At 60.4% G+C, this 22,528-nt stretch carries 9 protein-coding genes and 6 pseudogenes; 1 reads left to right on the top strand and 14 read right to left on the bottom strand.

The genetic code is table 11. From position 1 onward, the window contains the following. Positions 1 to 198: 198 nt before the first annotated feature. The 10 genes and pseudogenes from HAP54_RS51760 to HAP54_RS51715 form a co-directional block, all read right to left on the bottom strand. Positions 199 to 950, bottom strand: a protein-coding gene (locus tag HAP54_RS51760; RefSeq protein WP_166293587.1) for an IS5 family transposase whose coding sequence is annotated in 2 segments (ribosomal slippage) — positions 199 to 620 and positions 620 to 950 — 753 coding nt in all. Because the reading frame shifts where the segments join, the coding sequence is not laid out codon by codon here. 87 nt (positions 951 to 1,037) lie between these two features. Continuing rightward, complete coding sequence (locus HAP54_RS51755) at positions 1,038 to 1,982, bottom strand: IS4 family transposase (protein ID WP_224741214.1); 945 nt, start codon at positions 1,980 to 1,982, stop codon at positions 1,038 to 1,040. Next, entirely contained in the window at positions 1,925 to 2,485 is a 561-nt protein-coding gene (locus HAP54_RS52835; RefSeq protein ID WP_224741213.1) for an IS4/Tn5 family transposase DNA-binding protein, read from the bottom strand. The genes HAP54_RS51755 and HAP54_RS52835 overlap by 58 nt, the downstream gene beginning before the upstream one ends. A gap of 118 nt (positions 2,486 to 2,603) precedes the next feature. After that, positions 2,604 to 3,668, bottom strand: a complete 1,065-nt coding sequence (locus HAP54_RS51745; protein ID WP_166308650.1) for an IS630 family transposase — start codon at positions 3,666 to 3,668, stop codon at positions 2,604 to 2,606. Positions 3,669 to 3,723: 55 nt separating this feature from the next. Then, positions 3,724 to 4,788, bottom strand: a pseudogene (locus tag HAP54_RS51740) (IS630 family transposase). 375 nt (positions 4,789 to 5,163) lie between these two features. Continuing rightward, a pseudogene (locus HAP54_RS51735) lies at positions 5,164 to 6,918 on the bottom strand (ABC transporter ATP-binding protein). Between the two features lie 295 nt (positions 6,919 to 7,213). Then, a pseudogene (locus HAP54_RS51730) lies at positions 7,214 to 8,922 on the bottom strand (thioesterase domain-containing protein); the annotation flags it as partial. A gap of 263 nt (positions 8,923 to 9,185) precedes the next feature. Further along, positions 9,186 to 10,528, bottom strand: a pseudogene (locus HAP54_RS51725) (IS1380-like element ISBdi2 family transposase). Between the two features lie 177 nt (positions 10,529 to 10,705). Further along, a complete protein-coding gene (locus tag HAP54_RS51720) occupies positions 10,706 to 12,040 on the bottom strand; it encodes an IS1182 family transposase (protein ID WP_166202952.1) in 1,335 nt (444 codons plus the stop codon). Between the two features lie 306 nt (positions 12,041 to 12,346). Further along, positions 12,347 to 12,528: pseudogene (locus tag HAP54_RS51715) on the bottom strand (transposase); the annotation flags it as partial. A 265-nt stretch (positions 12,529 to 12,793) separates the two neighbouring features. Here HAP54_RS51715 and HAP54_RS51710 point away from each other — a divergent pair. Continuing rightward, entirely contained in the window at positions 12,794 to 18,769 is a 5,976-nt protein-coding gene (locus HAP54_RS51710) for a Ulp1 family isopeptidase (protein WP_224741210.1), read from the top strand. Positions 18,770 to 19,097: 328 nt separating this feature from the next. Here HAP54_RS51710 and tnpC read toward each other — a convergent pair whose 3' ends face one another. The 4 genes and pseudogenes from tnpC to HAP54_RS51690 form a co-directional block, all read right to left on the bottom strand. Next, a complete protein-coding gene (gene tnpC / locus HAP54_RS51705; RefSeq protein ID WP_166205729.1) occupies positions 19,098 to 20,699 on the bottom strand; it encodes an IS66 family transposase in 1,602 nt (533 codons plus the stop codon). Positions 20,700 to 20,824: 125 nt separating this feature from the next. Beyond that, positions 20,825 to 21,178 (bottom strand): IS66 family insertion sequence element accessory protein TnpB, encoded by a 354-nt coding sequence (gene tnpB, locus HAP54_RS51700; protein ID WP_166205730.1) that lies wholly within the window; start codon positions 21,176 to 21,178, stop codon positions 20,825 to 20,827. Beyond that, positions 21,159 to 21,605: an IS66-like element accessory protein TnpA gene (gene tnpA / locus HAP54_RS51695; protein WP_166205731.1), complete on the bottom strand. Its 447-nt coding sequence runs from the start codon at positions 21,603 to 21,605 to the stop codon at positions 21,159 to 21,161. The genes tnpB and tnpA overlap by 20 nt, the downstream gene beginning before the upstream one ends. Before the next feature lie 79 nt (positions 21,606 to 21,684). Then, a pseudogene (locus HAP54_RS51690) lies at positions 21,685 to 22,494 on the bottom strand (IS256 family transposase); the annotation flags it as partial. Positions 22,495 to 22,528 lie beyond the last annotated feature (34 nt).

Raw genomic sequence — 22,528 nt, 5'->3', positions numbered from 1 at the left:
CAGCGTCGCGCTTCCTGCTTCCGATCCGGAGGACGGCGTCATCTGGGTTTACGGCATAGGTGACGAAGGCGTCATGGCGTTCACCGACTTCGGCATCGAAAACCTGATGGAGCTCATCAGGATACACAAGGAAAACCCCGAACCCCTCAAGCGGTGAAATCGGGGATCCACTGTCCGCGGCCTAGGGCCTGTTTGGATTCATCTTGAATTTATCACAGCGGCGGTGAGATTGATCATGGCTTCGAAGCTGATATCTGTTTTGTCGGCTCGCATGGCGATCCGCTTGAATTCCTTGAGCTTGCAGAAGAAATTTTCGATCAGATGTCGCCATTTGTAGATTTCCGCGTCGATGGCGAGAGGTTTTGCGCGCCGCGGGTGCTGGGAGATGACGACCTTGGCGCCGCGTGCGTCGAGGTCGGCAATGATGGCGTTGCTGTCGAACGCCTTGTCGGCGATCATCGCATCGAAGGTCAGCCCTTCGATCAACGGCGGGACGCCGACCGTGTCGAAGCGCTGTCCTGGCAGCAGCACGAAACGCAGGAGATTGCCGAGCGCGTCGGTCAGTGCCAGGATTTTGGTGGTCATTCCGCCTTTCGAGCGGCCGATCGCCTGGTTTTGCGTCCCCCTTTTGCGCCCTGTCCGTGGCGGTGGACTTTGACGATGGTGGCATCAACCATGACGTACTCCATGTCCGGCTCGTCCGAGACCGCATCAAACATGCGCTTCCAGACGCCCGCCTTGGCCCAGTCGCGGAAGCGCGTGTACACGGTTATCCAGTTGCCGAAGGCGCGCGGCAGATCGCGCCACGGACTGCCCGTGCGCGCAATCCACAGCACGGCTTCGACAAACAGCCGGTTGTTATTGCCGCTCCGGCCGGGATCACCCGGCTTGCCAAGACAAAGCGGCTCCATCTTCGCCCATTGGGCATCAGTCAAAACGAATCGGTCCATCCCAAGCTTGAATCACAACCAAGCCAGGATGAGAATCCGGAATCCAAACAGGCCCTAGCTCGGCTTACGATTACCCACATTTTTGAGTCAGATTGTCGCTCCCGTTGCGATATCGATGACTCGCGACAATCCGCGCCACATGATCAGATTCCCTGGTGGCGGATCGTTGGCACGGGCGAGGTAGCCGCCGAGCCTGGCGATCTTGATGAGATAATGCGACAATGTCTTTCGTTGTGTGCTGACTGGAATCTTGTCTTTGACGAGCCGATCAAGCAATTGGATGTCACCTTTGGTCAGCACAAACTCCGGTGAGGCATTTGGCGCTGAACGATTAAGCATCGTCATCCAAAAAATGCGCCAGCTCACAATGCAGAATACCGAGATCAGATTCGTCAGTCGCTGAGCGGTCCGCAGTTGCGAGTCCTCTGCCCTACAGCCGGATTTGAGTATCTTGTGGAAGACCTCGATCTTCCATCGCAAGGAATACCATTCGAGTTTCTCGATCGCATCCCCGCGCGATTGCACTGGAAGATCGGTCAGGAGTTTCCATTCAATCTTCTTTCTGTTCTTTGGCGCTCCTCTTTCATCAGCGTGGATCACTGTCAAAGTCAAAGCTGGATACCGCGACTGCTTGCCTATCGGTGGCAGAATACGAATTTTACGATACCGGATTTCAAGAACAGCCTGGTCTGGATTGCCCTTGCTATCCTGGACTTCGATCCGGTGGAGACCTTTGACCACGACCTCGTCCATTATCGTTGCAACGGTATGATCGCCATCGCCTGCCAGGCGATTGACACAGGTCCTTACCAAGAAATGCGTTCCAACCTCTTGGGCGGCGCAAAACAATTCATAAATATCGGCCTCACGATCACCGATATGGATGCACTGCGATGGCTTCTCGAAAAGCTCGGTGGATTGTTTGAGGTTCTCCAACCACCGAATGCTCTCCTTGGTTTCAATGGGGATCCGTGTCAGGTTGACCTCGCGCCTGAGCGCAGCGACCCTCTGAATTTCTTTCTGGTCCAGCACTTCACAGCGCTGAGCCCCAGTGGAAGCCCCTCGAGGGTCACCGCAAGGCTCGAATGCATCAATATTCCGCATGTCGTGTACGTTTGGGGTTTCCCGTCCAATCTTCGAGAGTTGCTTTTGGGGATGCGCTTAATCATCCCGATCAGATCCGGGCGCTCCCTTTGATAGCTGAATTCGGTCGTATCATGCAGGACAAGAACAGGCCCCTTCGCAGCCGCGATACGTTCCCGCGTCGCTTTAAAATGACCAGACAGGATATCGGCCTCGCCTACTCGTTCATTGGAGAAGAAACGATAGGCCGCCTTGGTATTCGCCCAGTCTTGGCAAACCATCGGGATGCTCTGTCCGATGTCTCCACCAATCTGCTTCAGCAGCATACGAAATCTCTCGCCAAGTCGAGCGTCCTGGAATTCGCACAGCGCAGCTTCACGGTCAAACCAAGTCACAACGTCAGACGCCAACCGATGCGCCTTCTCATCCCGGGCGGGTGAAGTCAGTCCCATAGAGCACCTCTTCTCGAATCAGGTGCCCATCAAAGAATCACAAGCGATTCTGGCGACTCAAGTTTTTCGGCTCAGTGCACCTCAAAAGATGTGGGTAATCGTAAGCTAGTACCCAGAATCAGAGCTGAGTGATACGGCGGCCTTTGAAACGGCGTTGACGGACCTTTTTCTTGGTCCAGACGAAGGGCTCGGCTCTGTCGTTGTATGCGTTGACGTAGGCATCGATGTGCTCCTGAAGCTGCGTGAGGCTTGTGAAGGAGGTGCCGCTGAGCGACTGCCCCTGCAAGATCGAAAACCATACCTCGACCTGATTGAGCCAAGACGCACTTGTCGGCGTGAAATGAAATTGCACGTTGGGGTGGGCCTTGAGCCAATGCTCGTTCTTCTTGTGGGTGTTGAGGTTGTCGAGGATGACGTGAAGCTTCCGGTTCGGAAAAGCCGCGGTGACGCTGTTCATGAAGTCGAGAAACTCGACGCGGCGTCGGCGTTTTGAATGCGCCGCGATGATCTTTCCGGTGGCGACTTCGAGCGCCGCAAACAATGTTGTGGTGCCATGCCGCTTGTAATCGTGGCTCTGGCCGGTCAAGGCGCGGCCATTGGGCAACTTCAGATAACCCTGCGCTCGCTCCAAAGCCTGGGTCGAGGGCTTCTCGTCCACGCACAGCACAATGGCCTTCGCGGGCGGGGCGACATAGAGGCCGACAACATCGGCGGCTTTGGCCGTAAAGTTCGGGTCGTTGCTCTCACACCAGGACTTACGAGCCGCGAGGTCAATCTTGTGGCTGCGCAGGAACCGCCAGACATATTGGACGTCAACATCGCCCAGCGCCCCGGCCAGCAGGGGCCCGGTCCAGCGTGCGAACCCGTCCGGCGGCGGCTTGTCCAGCAGCTTCAGAATCCGCTTGTCGGTGGCCTTCGTATAGATTGGCTGCTTGCCCGGTCGCGGCTTGTCTTGCAGCCCTTCAAGGCCTTGGTCGGCATAGCGATGCCGCCAAAGGCTGACAATCCGCGGCTGGACCCCAACTTCCTTGGCGATCGACCGAGTGCTGCGTCCATCCGCCGCCAACAGAACTATCCGCGCCCGCTTCAAATCGCGCTGCAACGTCACCGGGGAGCGGCAACACGCCTCAAGCACCTTGCGATCTTTCCTCGAAAGGTGGACTTCTCTTGCTTCGGGTATCATCCCGACCTTGAATCACGACTCACGCTTTAAGAACAGTAGGTACTAGTACCCAGAATCAGAGCTGAGTGATACGGCGGCCTTTGAAACGGCGTTGACGGACCTTTTTCTTGGTCCAGACGAAGGGCTCGGCTCTGTCGTTGTATGCGTTGACGTAGGCATCGATGTGCTCCTGAAGCTGCGTGAGGCTTGTGAAGGAGGTGCCGCTGAGCGACTGCCCCTGCAAGATCGAAAACCATACCTCGACCTGATTGAGCCAAGACGCACTTGTCGGCGTGAAATGAAATTGCACGTTGGGGTGGGCCTTGAGCCAATGCTCGTTCTTCTTGTGGGTGTTGAGGTTGTCGAGGATGACGTGAAGCTTCCGGTTCGGAAAAGCCGCGGTGACGCTGTTCATGAAGTCGAGAAACTCGACGCGGCGTCGGCGTTTTGAATGCGCCGCGATGATCTTTCCGGTGGCGACTTCGAGCGCCGCAAACAATGTTGTGGTGCCATGCCGCTTGTAATCGTGGCTCTGGCCGGTCAAGGCGCGGCCATTGGGCAACTTCAGATAACCCTGCGCTCGCTCCAAAGCCTGGATCGAGGGCTTCTCGTCCACGCACAGCACAATGGCCTTCGCGGGCGGGGCGACATAGAGGCCGACAACATCGGCGGCTTTGGCCGTAAAGTTCGGGTCGTTGCTCTCACACCAGGACTTACGAGCCGCGAGGTCAATCTTGTGGCTGCGCAGGAACCGCCAGACATATTGGACGTCAACATCGCCCAGCGCCCCGGCCAGCAGGGGCCCGGTCCAGCGTGCGAACCCGTCCGGCGGCGGCTTGTCCAGCAGCTTCAGAATCCGCTTGTCGGTGGCCTTCGTATAGATTGGCTGCTTGCCCGGTCACGGCTTGTCTTGCAGCCCTTCAAGGCCTTGGTCGGCATAGCGATGCCGCCAAAGGCTGACAATCCGCGGCTGGACCCCAACTTCCTTGGCGATCGACCGAGTGCTGCGTCCATCCGCCGCCAACAGAACTATCCGCGCCCGCTTCAAATCGCGCTGCAACGTCACCGGGGAGCGGCAACACGCCTCCAGCACCTTGCGATCTTTCCTCGAAAGGTGGACTTCTCTTGCTTCGGGTATCATCCCGACCTTGAATCACGACTCACGCTTTAAGAACAGTAGGTACTAGCTCGGATGGATACAGAAAGCGTGCCACAACACCCAGCTTTCCTGCAAAATCGAATACTTTATCGTGCCAACTTCTGCCCGTCTCTCAGGCAGATCTGCATTCTTCACAGATGACTCATCAGGCGCTGGAAGACCGTGGCGGTCTGGCGGGCTGGTGTCCACCGGCGCATTCGGCGAAGAGGCTGTGGATATGACGCTTCTCGCAAGCGAGAAGCTTGGACAACGCTGCGCGTTGCCCACAGCCACAACAGCAGCAAGCAAGAGTAGCGTAAAATTATTGAGAAGAACGAACGGTGGCAGTTCCACTTAAGAAGCCGGACCCAGTGGTCATCAGCATAGGGTCCACTTCAAACCCAGCCCCTTCGCCACGCCCCAGCGCTGCCGCTCGAAAAGACGGCGGTAGATGCCGCTGTTTAGACGAATCAGCGCGGCGTGATCGCCGGTGCGCGATGATCAGCGTGGTGCGCCCGACCATCAGCCGTTCCATCGCGTTCTGGATCAGCACTTCCGACTCCGTATCAAGGCTCGAGGTTGCCTCGTCCAGAATTAAGATCGGCGCGTCCGCAAGGAAGGCGCGCGCGATCGCCACCCGCTGGCGCTCGCCGCCGGAAAGTTTTACGCCACGCTCGCCGACCAGTGTACCATAACCCTTCGGCAGGCGCGCGATGAATTCATGCGCGCTGGCGAGCTGTGCCGCCTCCTCAATCTCGGCCTGGCTGGCACCGGGCTGGCCGTAAGCTATGTTTTCGGCCAGCGTTCGATGGAACAAGAGGCATTCCTGCTGCACAATCGCAATCTGAGAGCGCAGCGAAGCCTGCGTACCTTCGAAATGTCTTGATCGTCGATCTGGATTCGACCGCCTTTCACATCGTAAAGCCGCTGGATGAGCTTCACAAAGGTGGTCTTGCCGGAGCCGGAGGGGCCGACCAGACCGACCCGTTCGCGAGCCTTTATCGACACTGAGAAGTCCCTAAAGAGCGGCAATCCATCGTTTCCATAATGGAAATAGACGTTCTTAAAATCGATGCGGCCCTTCATGATCCGGATCTGCTTAGCCTCCGGACAATCAGCGATATCGAGCGGCTGACTCTGGATATAGACCAGTTCCTCCATATCATTCACTGAGCGCTGCACGTTGCGGACGTGCATGCCTATGTCGCGCAGGTAGCCCTGCAGCACAAAGAAAGAGGTAAGCACGAGGGCGATATCGCCCGCGGTTGCCTGGTGGCGTGAGCACAGAACCAGGGCATAGCAGATCACCGTCGCCCGGAGCGCGAGCAGTGTTGCGCCTTGCGCCGAGCCGCTGATCGCTCCATGCACCCAGGTCCGACGCATCCGACGTCGCCACTTGGCGATGACCTTCGCGAGGCGCTCGTTTTCCCGTTGTTCGGCTGCGAAGCCTTTGACCACCGGGTTGCAACTGATCGCGTCGGCGAGCGCGCCGCCAAGCCTGCTATCCCAGCTGTTCGCAAGGCTCGCCGGCGGCGCGATATATTCGAGTGTTAGCGTGATCGTCAATCCGACATAGGCGAGAGAGCCGCAGGCAGTGATCAGGCCCATCATCGGCCAGTGCCAGCCGAGCAGCACGGCCGAACCGATGAGCATGATGAGCGAGGGGAACAACGCGATAAGGATCGTGCTGTTCAATAGGTCGAGCGCGCCCATGCCGCGCGTGATCTGGCGTACCGTCGAGCCGGCGAAACTGTTGGCATGCCAGTCGGTCGAAAAGCGCTGGACCCGATCGAATGCTTCGCTCGAGATGTCGCACAACATCTTCAGCGTCAGTTCGATGATGCAGGTGAAGGCAACGTGACGCATAACGATGGCGCCAAGTGCGAGGCCAATCAGCATAGAGAAGGCGGCAAGCGCGGCCTGCCATGCGACGTCCTGCGTTGCAGCTCCGTCGGCAACTGCGTCGACCAGCCGGCCCGTATAGAGCGGCGTCAGCACGTCAGCCAACGTGCAGGCGAACATCGAGATCATGATGGTCGCGACCCGGGCCGGCTGCCAGCTCCAGTGGCGGCCGGTGAAGGCGAGAACGTTGAGAAAACCGTCGACCGGCGGGCCAATATGGAAACGGCTCATGGTCTATACAATCGCATCCACGCGATCGGTCCCAAGAAAGCTGAAATGGAAACTCCGCGCAACGACGTGACCATATGTTGGTTCGTTCTTCGCATCGATTGCGAAATCGCCACGGGATCGACCAGCTCCGCCGATCTCCGTTGCTCCGCCCGCGTCACTTGCCGTACCAATCTCCGACACTCGGCTGGATAAAAGTTCGGTGTGGGCCATCGTAAACCGACGCAAGTACGGCAACGCCAGCGTTGACTTCCACCTTCGAAAACATCTCAGACATAGGCGTATGCCTAGGCCAGACCTAGCTCCTCCGGCTAACGCGGGTGTCCGGTAAAAACGAGGTGCAGTTCGGCGTGGTTGCTGGCGAATCATTCAAGGCTCTTGATAACATGTGTGCCAGAACATCGCGGTTTTCTGGGCTGCTCATCATCGTTACGTGATTGCCTGGAATTGAAACTGCATGAATGGCCGCCCCACTCAAAACGCGGTCCCAGCCGCGCATGATCGAGCTTGCCTCTGGATCGATTGAGTTCTTGCCCCGCACACGACGATTTGGGAAAGCATCAGCTGCATAAAACTGATGGATCTCAATTGGCAGGGTCGGAGCTCGATAGCATCGTAGTGCCCTGTGAAAATAGACATACCTCAAGGCTTTGTCATAGAGATCGCGATCTGAAGCTATGGCCCCAATTTGCTGCGCCTTTTCAAACAACTCAGCAACCGAACTGTTTTCAGAAGTTTTCTCCAGCAATTTGAACCGCTCATCATCTAAAGACTCGAGGGGCTCGAATATCATATCCAATGCTACTTGGGCATCGGACCTACTCGATGGATTTGCAGGTAGCGTGACATCGATGAACGCCATAAACGAGACAGCTTCCCCGCGACTTAGCAGGTGTTTGGCAATCGCATAAGCCAAGATTGCCCCTGAGGAGTAACCAGCGAAGCGATACGGACCTTGCGGCTGGATCTTTCTAATCGCGACGATTACCTCCGCGGCGATCGCATCGAGAGTTGGTTGACGAAGTTCAATGAAAGATGGCCATGGCAAAGCATAGATCGGGCAGTTCACATCCATTTCTTTTGCCAAAGTGAGGACATACGAATAATCTCCGTAACCTGTCGGAACAAAGAAGAGTGGCGGTTGCGTTCCCGTCGGCCGAACGGGTAGTACTCCAGCTGTATGACCTTGCGGGTCCAACTCAATCCTCGATGCAAGGTGCTTCAGGGCAGGAGCCTGGAAGAGATCGGCGGCATTAAACTTCATTCCAAGATTAAGCGCTCGACTGAGCAGCTGCACTGCCAGGAGCGAGTGGCCGCCGAGCTCGAAGAAGTTGTCGTGGCGTCCGACCCGCTCGACCCCGAGAAGCTCCGCCCAGATCTCTGCCAGCGCCGTCTCGGTCGCGCCGCGCGGCGCACTCATAGGCGGCCCGCGCATAGGCATCGTCAGCGGGCGCCGGCAGCGCCTGGCGATCGAGCTTGCCGTTCACCGTCAGCGGCAGTGCCGATAGCCGCACGAACGCCGACGGCACCATGCGCACTCACATGCGCGCGCAAGGTGCCGGCCAGTGCGTCGCCATCTGCCTTGTCCGATCCAGGCTCGGACGCAGTCACCACATAGGCCACAAGCTGCTTCTCGCCAGTGTGATCCTCGCGCGCCACCACCACCGCATCGCCCACCCAGGCGTGCTCGACCAGCCGTGCCGCGATCTCGCCCGGCTCGATGCGGAAGCCGCGGATCTTCACCTGGTCGTCATTGCGGCCCAGGAACTCCAGATTGCCGTCCGGCAAATAGCGCGCCAGGTCGCCGGTCCTGTACAGCCGATCGCCGTCCACAAAGGGACTGGTGATGAACCGCTCTGCCGTTAGCTCCGGCCGGTTCAGATAGCCACGCGCAACCCCCGCTCCGCCGATGTAAAGCTCACCCACCGCACCAAACGGCACAGGCGCGCCATGGCCGTCCAGCAGATACACACGCGTGTTGGCAATCGGACGGCCAATCGGGATGTTGTGATGAGAAACACCGAGCCTCGCGTCAATAACAAAACTGGACGAAAGTCGTTCCATTCCGATTGACTCAACGAAATTGGTGCGCACCTAGCTAGCCCGTCCTATTCGTGAGAGTGCGTTTTTTTAGTCCGATTGATGTGGCCGCACATCTGCTCTGACGAGGCGCGCGGGATTGCCTTCGGCTTTTCACCGCCTGACCGACCCGTACTTTGCAACGCGCTTGAGGTGTAGGTTGGGCGAACGGGGGGCGGATGCCCCGCCGGTCAAGGACCGAGCGGCAGCAGCGCGCCTGGCAAGCCGCGGATCAGGTCGGCTTCGGGACATGCCGCGGCAAACGCAAGGCGAATGCGGCTCGTGGTCTCGACCACACGGGCAGCGAGTTTCAAGAGACGAAGACGCAGCGTCGCGAACTCGGCTGTGGCCAATTCCCGGGCTTTGGGAATCGCGTCGCGCACGGTCAGCATCAGCCAATAAGCGGCGGTGTGGAGAACGAGGCGGACTTGATTGGCGAGCGCCGAACGGCAGCTGGTGCGATCGGAGGCGAGCTGTGTCTTATGCAGCTTGATCAGATTCTCGGCTTGGCCGCGCGCGCAATACAGGCTGTCGTAGATCCACTCGGCCGAGCCGACACGAGGCTGGTGACGACGAAACGGATGTCGAGGCCGAGCATCGTCGCCTCAATACGGGCGACGGTACGCCGTTCGCGATCCCAGGACTTGGCCTTGTGGCGCGTCTCGGTATAGCCACGCAGAACCGGCAGGTTCTCGATGGCGCGTCGCGTGCGGATGTCGTCGGCGGCCTCGTCGAGTTTTCTGGCGAGCGGCTTGGTGCCGGACAGACCGAAGATGTAGTCGATGCCGTTGGTCTCGCACCACGCCATTGCCTCCGGCCGGGCATAGTGCCCGTCGCCACGGAACGTAATTCGCGTGTTGTGCCACCGCGTCCGGATATGCCGTATCAGGCGGCGCAGGTGGGCACGCACCTCGACGCCGCCCGGCGTCTTGCCGGGCCGCAGCACGACCGCCACGGGCCGGCTCTTCTCCGTGTCGTAGACGTGGATCGGCAGGAAGCAGCGTTCGTCATAATGAGCGTTGAACAGCGAGAGCTGCTGATGGCCGTGGACGACATCGCAGGTATCATCGATGTCGAGCGTGACGGATGCCGGCTCGCGCGGGTAGCTATCCATCCATGCGTCGACCAAAGTGTAGGTCAGTCGGATCACGTCGCGCAGGCGCGGAGCATTCTCCAGCCGCGACAGCGTCGGTTGGGAACACAGATCGCGACCCGTGTCCGGCAGCCGTCCGCAGGCCAGCTTGAATGCGGGATCGGACCGCAGATGATCGAGGTCGTCGGCGTCCTCGTAGCCGCAGCAGATCGCGAACATGCGCGCGCGGAACATATCGACAAGGCTGTGCACGACCCGCGTCGGATCGCGCCGATCCGGGAACACCCGGGCCAAATTGTCGGCCAAGCCGAGACGCCGCTCGGCCATCGCCAGAAGCATCACGCCCCCGTTCGAGGTCAGCCGACCGCCATCGAAGGCAGCTGTGACTTTCTTGGCGTGAACGGCTGGAAACGAGAAGGGCAGAATCGTATCGTCGGTCATGGCGGGCGTGGCGTTCGCGGTTGAGGTGATGGGGTTGGCTTCGCAACCGAATCCTACGCCGCATCAGCGCTTTACACCACGCTCGCCAGCCTCTCAGGCGCACTCTGACGAATAAGACGGGCTAGGAGCCCGTCCAGATATGTTTTCGTGACGGGCATTTGTTGTAGAGTAGCAGGCTCAGGCTGCGTTTGCGAGGTTGAACAGCTTGAGGAGGTTATGGACGGTGCAGATCATTGTCCACTCGGCGCGCACTTTCTCGATGCCCCGCAACAGGAACTGGCGGAAGCCTCTTGCCTGTTTGATCTGCCCGAACACCGGCTCCACCACTTGCTTTCGCAATCGGTAGGGTGTTTCGAAGCCGCCATCGTCGATCTTCTTTCGCATGGCCTGTGTCAGCGGGCCGCCGACTTTTCCGTTCGCTACTGTCGGGTGCTTGGCGCGTCCGGGCGCGACATAGCCATCGATGCTGCGTGTGTCGAGCGCTTCGAGATTGGCTTCGCTGCAGTAGCCGGAATCCGCTGAGGCCTGCCGCGGCTTGCGGCCAAGATTGCTCTCGATGGCCTCGATCAGGGGCACCAACTGGCCCTGATCGCTGCCGTGCTGGGTCAGTTCTTGCGCGACAATGATCTGGGCATGTGCATCGACGGCCGCCTGGGCATTATAGGCCTGAACGAAGCCATCCTTCGACTTCATGATGCGGCTTTCCGGATCGGTGAAGTTGCGTTGCGCCTTGGGATTGGGTTCCTCCGATGGCAGCGCCGCCGGTTTGCCCGGCTTCTTGCGGCCTTCGGCCTGGCGCTGCTGTTCCTTTTCGGCCTCGATGCGGCGCTCTTCCTCCGCCGCCAGTTTGGCGTCCGCTTCCAGCGCCGCCATCGCTTGCTGGATCTTCGCCAGCCGTTTCTGCTTGTCGACGGTCCAGTCCGGCAGTTCGTCGCTGTTGCCGAAAGTCTCATCCTCCGAGGCATCCGCCGCCTCGGCGGCCGCCAGCATGCGAGCGACCTCGGCCTTCAATTCCGCCTCGCGCTTCTTCATGCGCTCATAACTCATCGCCTTGTGTTTCGACGCGTTCGCCTTGATCTTCGTACCATCCAGCGCGACATGACCGAGCTTGACCAGCCCGGCCGTCTCGCACAACTTCAGAACCTGCACGAATAGCGCGCCGAGCGCCTTCAAATGTCGCTTGCGAAAGTCGCTGATCGTCCGAAAATCCGGCGCATCCAGCGCCACGATCATCACAAAATCGTTCCGCTCCCGGCAGGCCTTGGCAATCCGACGCGACGAATACAGCCCACTCGCATAGCTATGCAGCAGCAGCGCCACCATCATCCGCGGATCAAACGGCGGCTGCCCAAGCCCGCTCACATAGCTGCCCATGATCTCCCTGAGATCGAGGCTCTCCCGCACCAGATCAACCATAAACCGCGAGACATGGCCTTTCGGCACGAAGTCCTGCACATTCGGCGGCAGAAGCAGCGTCTGATCGATGTTCCAAGGCCGAAAATACTTGCTCATCGCCCAATGTTGAATCAGACCCGACCAGATTTGAACAGCGACTATCCAGACAAGCTCCTAGCAGCGGCAGATTTCCAGATCTTGGATTTCAGTGTACCCAAAGTGAGGATGGTGAAGGCGGGGCAGCCGAAACCACCGCGCCAACTTCGTATCATTGACGCTCGTGATATTCCTCGTGTGGCCGCACATCTGCTCTGACGAGGCGCGCGGGATTGCCTTCGGCTTTTCACCGCCTGACGACCGGTACTTTGCGCCGCGCACGCTTGAGGGATGGGTTGGGCGAACGGGGGGCGGACGCCCCGCCGCTCAAGGACCGAGCGGCAGCAGCGCGCCTGGCAAGCCGCGGATCAGGTCGGCTTCGGGACATGCCGCGGCAAACGCAAGGCGAATGGGCGCGTGGTCTCGACCACACGGGCGGCGATTTTCAAGAGCCGAAGACGCAGCGTCGCGAACTCGGCAGTGGCCAATTCCCGGACTTTGGGAATTGAGAAGCAGTATTTTGTCTCTGAATCTTCGGTCTATCGGCTGTTGACGGCGAAGCGCGCAGGTCATGCACCATGCTCGCGGCACGTTGGTCATCAGGTTCTCGACAGCTTCCCCATTTAACAAAACATACAGGGCTGGTCGCCTTGGAAAAACATCGGCTGCCGATGCTCACGGTGCGTGCCTGTCGAGGGCTGTAAAGGGTGGTTTGTTGCTGATTCCAAGCATGTCAGATCGAAGGCTCGGTTCATAATTTGAAAGGGAGAAGGGATGGATTTCCCCTCGAACAAGTGGGTGCGTGAACAGCCGGACAGCACGGGCCTGCAAGAGAGTTCACCCGCGGCGCCGTCCGCAGATGCGGCGACCTTTGAGCGGCAACTGAGCGAGATCGCCAATTCAAATGGAGGTGGAGGAGCAATGCCCGCCGCCGCTGCGCTGCAGCCGGCTCAGTCAGCTGGGGTTTTGATAGGGCGGAGCAAGCAGCCTCTTTATTCCGAGGACGCTCGCCTTATTTCGGGGCTTGAGGAGGCCCTCCGCAATGGCAACGTCGCCATTCCCACCGCCTACAGCTATGTAAGTTCTCTTCGCAGCTTCAGCCGCTGGCTCTTCGCAAATAACAAAGATCCGATTGCTGCTCGGCTCGACGACCAGTCGCTGACCGATGATGCGCGCGAGGCCATCGAAAAGGGTCATTACACGGCGCTCCGTCCGGCAATAGACCATCTCCGGACCTTCCAGTCGACGGGCGGAGTCGGGCCGATCGCAGGCCGCGCTGAGCTAAATCCTCACCCCCAGGACGTGGCTCTCATCGAAGAGTACAAAAACGAAGCAGCGACACGGACCGGCAGGATGTATGCAGGTGTTCTTCGCAGTTTCAGTGACTACCTGCGTGAAAACAACAAGAAGGGCATTGCTGCTCGGCTTTCCGGCAACACGTTGGATGAAGATGTTAAGCGCTATAGGAAAGACGCCGGGGTCGGGGGTAATCGGAATATCGGTGCCGCACTGGCTGATCTCCGAAAATCGCAGGCCGGCGCTAAAGCGATGGAGCGCGAGCGCCATATTTCCCCCGTTCCTGATCCCGAAGACGCGGCACTGATGGAGCCGATGCGGGGCGGCGACGCCGCTGCGCAGCACAGCGCGTCGCAGGACGCGGGCAGTTGGCCAAAGGAGCGGCTTCCTGCAGAAGGCTACGATCAGGATTTGGACGAACCCGGCCCGTCGTCATCTCTCGAGCCAGCCGCGCGCCATGACCAGTCATCGGATCCCGGAGAGACCATTCGTCCCTTGAACTGGGGCTACGACCGCCAGCAGTTCCTGGACGAGCCGATGGCTGCACTTGCCAGGAGCAACCTCCCGCCAAGCGAGGAGGTCCTCATCAACGATGAGCATGACGCAGCTGAGTTGCGGCCAGCGAAGAGGCCGAGGACCCTAGACAATCTGCACGGCCTTGCCGGCGAGCGGCAGCTGAGCGAGATCGCCAATTCAAATGGAGGTGGTGGAGCAATGCCGGCCGCCTCGGCGCTGCAGCCGGCTCAGTCAACGGGGGTTTTGAAGGGGCGGAGCAGGCAGCCTCTTTATTCCGAGGACGCTCGCCTTATTTCGGGGCTTGAGGAGGCCCTCCGCAATGGCAACGCCGCCAACCAAACCGCCTACGGCTATGTAAGTTCTCTTCGCAGCTTTGGCCGCTGGCTCAAAGCAAATAACAAAGATCCGATTGCTGCTCGGCTCGACGACCAGTCGCTGACCGATGATGCGCGCGAGGCCATCGAAAAGGGTCATAACAGGAGACTCCGTCCGGCAATAGACCATCTCCGGACCTTCCAGTCGACGGGCGAAGTCGTGCCGATCAAAGGCCGCGCTGAGCTAAATCCTCACCCCCAGGACGTGGCTCTCATCGAAGAGTACAAAAACGAAGCACCGACAAGGACCAGCAAGATTTATGCAGGTTTTCTTCGCAGTTTCAGTGACTACCTGCGTGAAAACAACAAGAAGGGCATTGCTGCTCGGCTTTCCGGCAACACGTTGGATGAAGATGTTGAGCGCTATAGGGACGCCGGGGGTAATCGGAATATCGGTGCCGCACTGGCTGATCTCCGAAAATCGCAGGCCGGCGCTAAAGCGATGGAGCTCGAGCGCCATATTTCCCCCGTTCCTGATCCCGAAAACGCGGCACTGATGGAGCCGTGGCGCGTCGGCGACGCCGCTGCGCAGCACAGCGCGCCGCAGGGAGCTGTCAGTCAGCCATTGGTCCTCCCGGAAGGTTACGATCAGGATTTGCTTTGGGAGCTGATGGACGAACCCGGCCCGTCGTCATCTCTCGAGCCAGCCGCGCGCCATGACCAGTCATCGGATCTCGGAGAGACCATTCATCCCTTGAACTGGGGCTACGACCGCCAGCAGTTCCTGGACGAGCCGATGGGTGCACTTGCCAGGAGCAACCTCCCGCCAAGCGAGGAGGTCCTCATCAACGATGAGCATGACGCAGCTGAGTTGAGGCCAGCGAAGAGGCCGAGGACCCTAGACAATCTGCACGGCCTTGCCAGCGAGCGGCAGCTGAGCGAGATCGCCAATTCAGGTGGAGGTGGTGGAGCAATGCCGGCCGCCTCGGCGCTGCAGCCGGCTCAGTCAGCTGGGGTTTTGATAGGGCGGAGCAAGGAGCCTCTTTATTCCGAGGACGCTCGCCTTATTTCGGGGCTTGAGGAGGCCCTCCGCAATGGCAACGCCGCCAACCAAACCGCCTACGCCTATGTAAGTTCTCTTCGCAGCTTTGGCCGCTGGCTCTTCGCAAATAACAAAGATCCGATTGCTGCTCGGCTCGACGACCAGTCGCTGACCGATGATGCGCGCGAGGCCATCGAAAAGGGTCATAACAGGAGACTCCGTCCGGCAATAGACCATCTCCGGACCTTCCAGTCGACGGGCGGAGTCGTGCCGATCACAGGCCGCTCTGACCTAAATCCTCCCCCCCAGGACGTGGCTCTCATCGAAGAGTACAAAAACGAAGCAGCGACAGGGACCAGCAAGACGTATGCAGTTTCTCTACGCAGTTTCAGTGACTACCTGCGTGAAAACAACAAGAAGGGCATTGCTGGTCGGCTTTCCGGCAACACGTTGGATGAAGATGTTAAGCGCTATAGGAAGGACGCCGGGGGTAATCGGACTATCGGTGCCGCACTGGCTGATCTCCGAGAATCGCAGGCCGGCGCTAAAGCGATGGAGCTCGAGCGCCATATTTCCCCAGTTCCTGATCCCGAAGACGCGGCACTGATGGAGCCGTGGCGCGTCGGCGACGCCGCTGCGCAGCACAGCGCGCCGCAGGGAGCTGTCAGTCAGCCATTGGTCCTCCCGGAAGGTTACGATCAGGATTTGCTTTGGGAGCTGATGGACGAACCCGGCCCGTCGTCATCTCTCGAGCCAGCCGCGCGCCATGACCAGTCATCGGATCCCGGAGAGACCATTCGTCCCTTGAACTGGGGCTACGACCGCCAGCAGTTCCTGGACGAGCCGATGGGTGCACTTGCCAGGAGCAACCTCCCGCCAAGCGAGGAGGTCCTCATCAACGATGAGCATGACGCAGCTGAGTTGCGGCCAGCGAAGAGGCCGAGGACCCTAGACAATCTGCACGGCCTTGCCAGCGAGCGGCAGCTGAGCGAGATCGCCAATTCAGGTGGAGGTGGTGGAGCAATGCCGGCCGCCTCGGCGCTGCAGCCGGCTCAGTCAGCTGGGGTTTTGATAGGGCGGCAGAGCAAGCAGCCTCTTTATTCCGAGGATGCTTGCCTTATTTCGGGGCTTGAGGAGGCCCTCCGCAATGGCAACGCCGCCAACCAAACCGCCTACGCCTATGTAAGTTCTCTTCGCAGCTTTGGCCGCTGGCTCTTCGCAAATAACAAAGATCCGATTGCTGCTCGGCTCGACGACCAGTCGCTGACCGATGATGCGCGCGAGGCCATCGAAAAGGGTCATAACAGGAGACTCCGTCCGGCAATAGACCATCTCCGGACCTTCCAGTCGACGGGCGGAGTCGTGCCGATCACAGGCCGCTCTGACCTAAATCCTCTCCCCCAGGACGTGGCTCTCATCGAAGAGTACAAAAACGAAGCAGCGACAGGGACCGGCAAGGCGTATGCAGTTGCTCTACGCAGTTTCAGTGACTACCTGCGTGAAAACAACAAGAAGGGCATTGCTGGTCGGCTTTCCGGCAACACGTTGGATGAAGATGTTAAGCGCTATAGGAAGGACGCCGGGGGTAATCGGAATATCGGTGCCGCACTGGCTGATCTCCGAGAATCGCAGGCCGGCGCTAAAGCGATGGAGCTCGAGCGCCATATTTCCCCAGTTCCTGATCCCGAAGACGCGGCACTGATGGAGCCGTGGCGCGTCGGCGACGCCGCTGCGCAGCACAGCGCGCCGCAGGGAGCTGTCAGTCAGCCATTGGTCCTCCCGGAAGGTTACGATCAGGATTTGCTTTGGGAGCTGATGGACGAACCCGGCCCGTCGTCATCTCTCGAGCCAGCCGCGCGCCATGACCAGTCATCGGATCCCGGAGAGACCATTCGTCCCTTGAACTGGGGCTACGACCGCCAGCAGTTCCTGGACGAGCCGATGGGTGCACTTGCCAGGAGCAACCTCCCGCCAAGCGAGGAGGTCCTCATCAACGATGAGCATGACGCAGCTGAGTTGCGGCCAGCGAAGAGGCCGAGGACCCTAGACAATCTGCACGGCCTTGCCGGCGAGCGGCAGCTGAGCGAGATCGCCAATTCAGGCGGTCGCCTGCTGACGTCGGTGGCCCCCACCCATCAACAGGGTGCATCGCCATGGCAGGCGCAGCCGATGATGCAGGCGAGCGGGCACGAAGATGCCACGGCGCCGCATGCGGTCGCGACGTACGTCGGAGGCGCCCCTGCGCACAGCGCGCCGCGGGGAGGTTACGATCAGGATCTGCCTTTGATGGTGGAAGACGGCCCACCGTGGTCCGGGGTTCCCCCTGAGCAGGCGCAGGAGATAGTCCAAGCTCGAGAGCAGGAACCTGCCAGGTCCACCTCAACCTGGTCGCCGCAGATGCCGCTCAACTTTGATTGGAGTATGTGGCCGACCCTGGAAGCAGCGTCAGCGCACTCTGCCAGGGCTCCTTCAGACATCGAAGGCGGTCTTGAGGCAGCGGTTCATCCGAATCCGCCCGCACCGTTCGAGTTGCGTGACAATGCTTGGAGCCCGGCGCCTGACTTTCCGCCGCCGTTTGCCGGGCCAGTACCGGGTCATCACCAGGGCGTTCGACAGCCCGGCTCGCCGCAGGGGCTTTCTCCGGCGCCAGCCTTCTCGGATGATGAAGCTTTGGCGTGGTTGCGCGAGGAGCTGGCGCGGCGGCAGATGCAAGAGCCGGCCTCACCATCAACCAGCAGGGCTCCGTCAGACACCTACGGCGGTCTTGAGTCTTTTGTTGATCTGGATGCGCCCCCGCCGTCCGAATTGCGCGACGATGCTCACTTTGAGCCGGCGCCCGCTGCCAGGTCTCGCTCAGACACCTACCGTGGTTTTCCATTGGTTGATCTGACTGCGGCCACGCCGTCCGAATCACGCGACGATGCTAATTCTGTACGGCCGTTTCCGAGCACCTCCGCTGATGCTCAGATCGGGGCTTTAGATCCGACAGCCTCGTCCCACGGCCGCGGGCTGGTGCTCGAGGACACGGAATGGCTGGGCGACGAGCATATCGACAGGGATTACCGGCTCCAGGAGCAGGATTTGCAGAGGTACCATCCGGATCTCGCCGCCCGGACGCGGTTCGTGAATCCCCTCATCGTCCTAAATTATCTGCGCTCTAACGACGATGGCGTCGTGCGAACCGAATTCCAGCGCATCGTCTACGATAATGGTAACGATACAGCCGACTTCCTGTTCCTGCCCGTGATTAATGCCAATCCTGAAGATCCTAATAGCCTCGGCAACCATTGGTCGCTGCTGTTCGTTGATCGCCGCGACCGGGGGCGGCCGGTCGCCTATCACTACGATTCCTACGGGGGACTCAACAACAAGGATGCAGAACATCTCGCAGGTCGGCTGGACCTCCGCCTCGAGCGAGCCGGCATGGCCCAGCAGCGGAACGGCTATGATTGCGGCGTCTTCGTGGTGGACGGCACGCGGGCGCTGGTTAGGCAATTGGAGCAAGGACGGGAGCCAGACCTGCTGAACCTCAGCAACCTCGTTGCCAATCGGCAGGCACTGCAGAACCGACTCAGGGGCTGATGTCGCCATGGGCGGATAGCTCAGGCTGGAGCGGCTCACGCCGACGGCCTGGGCCCCCGGGCACGAAGGACCGGAACCAGCGCAGCGTCGCGAACTCGGCTGTGGCCAATTCCCGGGCTTTGGGAATCGCGTCGCGCACGGTCAGCATCGAGCTATCGCCAAATTTTGGTGACGGCGCGGCCGGTCAGGCGGCGGCGGTTATGGGCTGACGGTCAGTAAGCGCGCATTTTACTGCACAGGCTGCGCGCGCGGCTGGCCGCGGCGTCGCGTGGCGCCGGGGCCCAGCGGGATCATCGGAACGGCTTGATTGATCCTGAGCGTTTGACGGTCAGCCGCTGTCGTTGTCAGCTGGCAGGTTTTTTTGAGCGGTGCAATTGAACGGCAACAGATCTTCGATATCGGCGTCTGGCGCGCGTTGGGGCAATTCGGTGAGCGCGTGACGTAGCCATGCATAGGGATCGACGCCGCATGCCCGGCATGTCAGCACCAAACTGTAGATCACGGCGCTTGCCTTGGCGCCGGCAACGGTGTCGCTGAACAGCCAACTTTTTCGTCCGGTGCAAAACGGCCTGATGTCGCGCTCCAGAACATTGTTATCGATCGGGGCGAGACCGTCACTGGTGTAACGGGTCAGATAATCCCATTGGTTGCGTGCATAGGCGATCGCCTTGCCGGTCAAGCTTTCGGGTAGCACCTTCGGCGCCTGGTCGTCGAGCCAGGTCCGGAAGGCGGCCAATACCGGCAGGCTATGCTGCTGGCGCAGCCGCAAGGTGTATGCGGCGCGCGTTTCGCCGTCGGGCGGCGTCTGGCGCGCCACCCTCTCGACCTCGTACAACGCCTCGAAGAACTTGAGCGCCTGCAATGGCGGACCGCCAGGCTTTGTCCTGGCCTTGAGCGCATCGGTAAATTTCCTGCGCGCATGCGCCATACAGCCGAGATGGGTCGCGCCTGTCAGCGTGCGCCAGGCGTCATAGCCGTCGCTCATCAACAAGCCGCGATAGCCGGCCAGGAAGGCCTGAGGATGTTGCTGGCCGCGACCGGGCTGGTAATCGAACAGCACGACCGGCTGCGCGCAGTCCTGGCCGCTGCGATAGGCCCACATGAAGGATTTGGCCTGCGCATCACGGCCGTCCTCTTTAAGAACCTGGACCCAGGTTTCGTCGCCGTGGACCAGGGGCTGCGACATGAGCTTTTGCTGTAGCGCGTCATAGACCCGATGCAGATGCAACTCGCTCGCCCGGATCACCCAGTTGCCCAGCGTCCCGCGGCTGATGCTGACGTCGGCGCGCCCCAGCGCGTCCGCCACACGGTACAGCGGCGTGCCGTCGACGTATTTGTTGGCGAGCACCAGCGCCAGCGTCGATGGCGTGGCGACGCTACCCGGCAGCGGCTGCGCCGGCATCGGCGCGGTCACAATCGGGGTGTTCAGCGCGGTGCGCTCGCAGTGACGGCAGGCATATTTGAACCGCACATGTTGCAGCACCGACGCCTTGACCTCGACGTGCAACTGCTCGGTGACGGTCTCGCCCATCCGATGCATCCGATTATGGCAGCACGGACAGTCCTTTTGATCCTCACCCAGATCGTGTTCGACGCGTTGGCGCGGCAGATCGTCAGGCAGCGGCTTGCGGCCGCGTGCCTTCGGCGCCGGCTTTGGAGCCTCCGGCAATCCCGTGTCCGGCACGGCGACCGCCTCGACATCGTCGTCGTCCCGGCTTTCAGCGGCGGCCTGCTCGGCTTCGTTGAAGATGCGCTCCTTGAGCTTTTCGCTCTTCGGCGCATACCGGTGCAGGCGCTCCAGGCGCAACTGCTCCTCTAGATGCAGCACGCGTTGTGCGAGTTTCTCGTTTTCGGCCTTCAGCGCCGCGATCTCGGCCGCGTGCGCCGCGATCAAGGCTTCCAGTTCGTGCGTCGTGGGCTTGCGACTCATCGGAGTCTTGAATCGAAGTCATGCCGCCGCGTCAACCGGGCTCCCATGTCTTCGTCATGTCTTCGGCCGCGTCATCTGAGAACGGCCATGCCGAAGCCCGATGACGCCGCCCGCATCGAACACGCTCAGCCCACGCTCTGATATTGCCGCACCGGATGACGACGCACCGCCGCGATGTTGATGCCGTCAAGCAGCCAGTGCAGCTCCTCCGTCGTCAGCGTCAGCACCGCCTCCTGACTTCGGGGCCAGTGGAATCTGTCGGCCTCCAGCCGCTTCAGCAGCATCCAAAATCCTGACCGATCATAAATCAGCAGCTTGATCCGGTCGCGGCGACGATTGCAGAACGCGAACACCGCGCGCTGGAACGGATCCAGCCCCATCGACTGCTCGACCACGATCGCCAGGCTGTTGATGCCCGCCCGGAAGTCAATCGGTTCGCGGTGAAGGTAGACCCGAAGATCAGACGCCAGTCGGAACATCGCAACGCCCCAGCGCTTCAATCACCGCCGACAGCAACTGCGCGTCGCCGCCTTCCAGCGAAAGCGTCACGCCGTTGGGCATCGATGCCGTCAGCCGCCCTGCACAGGATCGCTCCGTCGCGCAAACCGCAATCGCGCCAGCAGATCGAGTTGGCGACGGCGACGGCGCGCGAACCGGAATAAAGGCTGGCGCAATCGGCGCCCGCGCCTCCGGCTGGCCATCCCCGTTCTGAAGTTGTCGCTTGGCCACCCACTTGCGCAGCAGGTTCGCGTTCACGCCGTGTTGCAGCGCAAGCCCCGCCAGCGACACGCCAGACTGCAGACAGGCCTCGACCAGCCGCTGTTTGCTGGCCGGATCATAGCGACGCCGGCCATTGCGCAACACGCCGACCGTCTCAAGTCTCAAAGGTTCTTCTGGAGTGATCATCGATCGTGTCCACCTCGCTCATGGTGGACACCTCATCCCATCCCCGCGCTCAACTGCATAGGTGCGTAGAAAGGAGCGCTTACGGACGGTCAGTCGGTTTGGCGATGACCTCGATCCCGTCGTTGAATGTCACACCGAGAACGAGTTTTGGCAACTGGTTGTGGCCATCGAGACGACGCCAGCTTTTCTGCGCGGCCTCAAGCAGTTTGAAGACCATCGCGAGCGCCGTTCTGTTGGACAGGCAGCCCTTCGATCGGATCGTGCGGTGGCGCACGGTAGCGAAGGTGCTTTCAATGGGATTGGTGGTCCGCAGGTGTTTCCAGTGTTCGGCCGGGAAGTCGTAGAACGCCAGTAGCGTGTCCCGATCCTTGCTCAGGCAGTCGGCCGCCTTCTCGTATTTGGGCGTGTAGCTCTCGATGAAGGCGTCGAACGCCAGCTCGGCGGCGGCCTTGGTTTCGGCCATCCAGATCTCCTGCAACGCGCGTTTGGCTTTAGGCTGCTGGCTCTTCGGCAACTTGGCGATCACGTTGGCGGTCTTGTGTACCCAGCAGCGCTGCTCGCGCGTTTTCGGCCAGACCTCGCCGGCGGCCTTCCAGAACCCGAGCGCGCCGTCGGCGATGGTGAGCCGCGGCGGCACGCCGAGCCCGCGCCGCTTCAGGTCGAGCAGCAGATCGCGCCAGTCCTGCGCGCTCTCGCGGGCGCCATCGGTGAAGCCGACCAGTTCCTTGCGGCCTTCCGGCGTCGCGCCGATCAGCACCAGGATGCACTGCTTTTCGTCTTCGAGGCGTGCTTGGAGATGGATGCCATCGGCCCAGATGTAGACGTAGCGCTTCGCCGACAGATCGCGCCTCTGCCACGCGGTGTGTTCGTCAAGCCAACCGTCCTTCAGACTATAGCGCGACATGTATGGAACGGCCCGCGGG

It is taken from the genome of Bradyrhizobium sp. 2S1, from assembly GCF_011516625.5.
In the GTDB taxonomy this organism is placed as follows: domain Bacteria; phylum Pseudomonadota; class Alphaproteobacteria; order Rhizobiales; family Xanthobacteraceae; genus Bradyrhizobium; species Bradyrhizobium septentrionale.
This window is presented reverse-complemented; position numbering and strand designations above follow the sequence as displayed.

What these genes read in the sequence shown, in the direction of transcription:
- HAP54_RS51745 (WP_166308650.1), bottom strand. Translation starts at nt 3,668, where the DNA reads ATGATACCCGAAGCAAGAGAAGTCCACCTTTCGAGGAAAGATCGCAAG.
- tnpA (WP_166205731.1), bottom strand. Translation starts at nt 21,605, where the DNA reads ATGATCACTCCAGAAGAACCTTTGAGACTTGAGACGGTCGGCGTGTTG.
- tnpC (WP_166205729.1), bottom strand. Translation starts at nt 20,699, where the DNA reads ATGAGTCGCAAGCCCACGACGCACGAACTGGAAGCCTTGATCGCGGCG.
- HAP54_RS51720 (WP_166202952.1), bottom strand. Translation starts at nt 12,040, where the DNA reads ATGAGCAAGTATTTTCGGCCTTGGAACATCGATCAGACGCTGCTTCTG.
- HAP54_RS52835 (WP_224741213.1), bottom strand. Translation starts at nt 2,485, where the DNA reads ATGGGACTGACTTCACCCGCCCGGGATGAGAAGGCGCATCGGTTGGCG.
- tnpB (WP_166205730.1), bottom strand. Translation starts at nt 21,178, where the DNA reads ATGTTCCGACTGGCGTCTGATCTTCGGGTCTACCTTCACCGCGAACCG.
- HAP54_RS51710 (WP_224741210.1), top strand. Translation starts at nt 12,794, where the DNA reads ATGGATTTCCCCTCGAACAAGTGGGTGCGTGAACAGCCGGACAGCACG.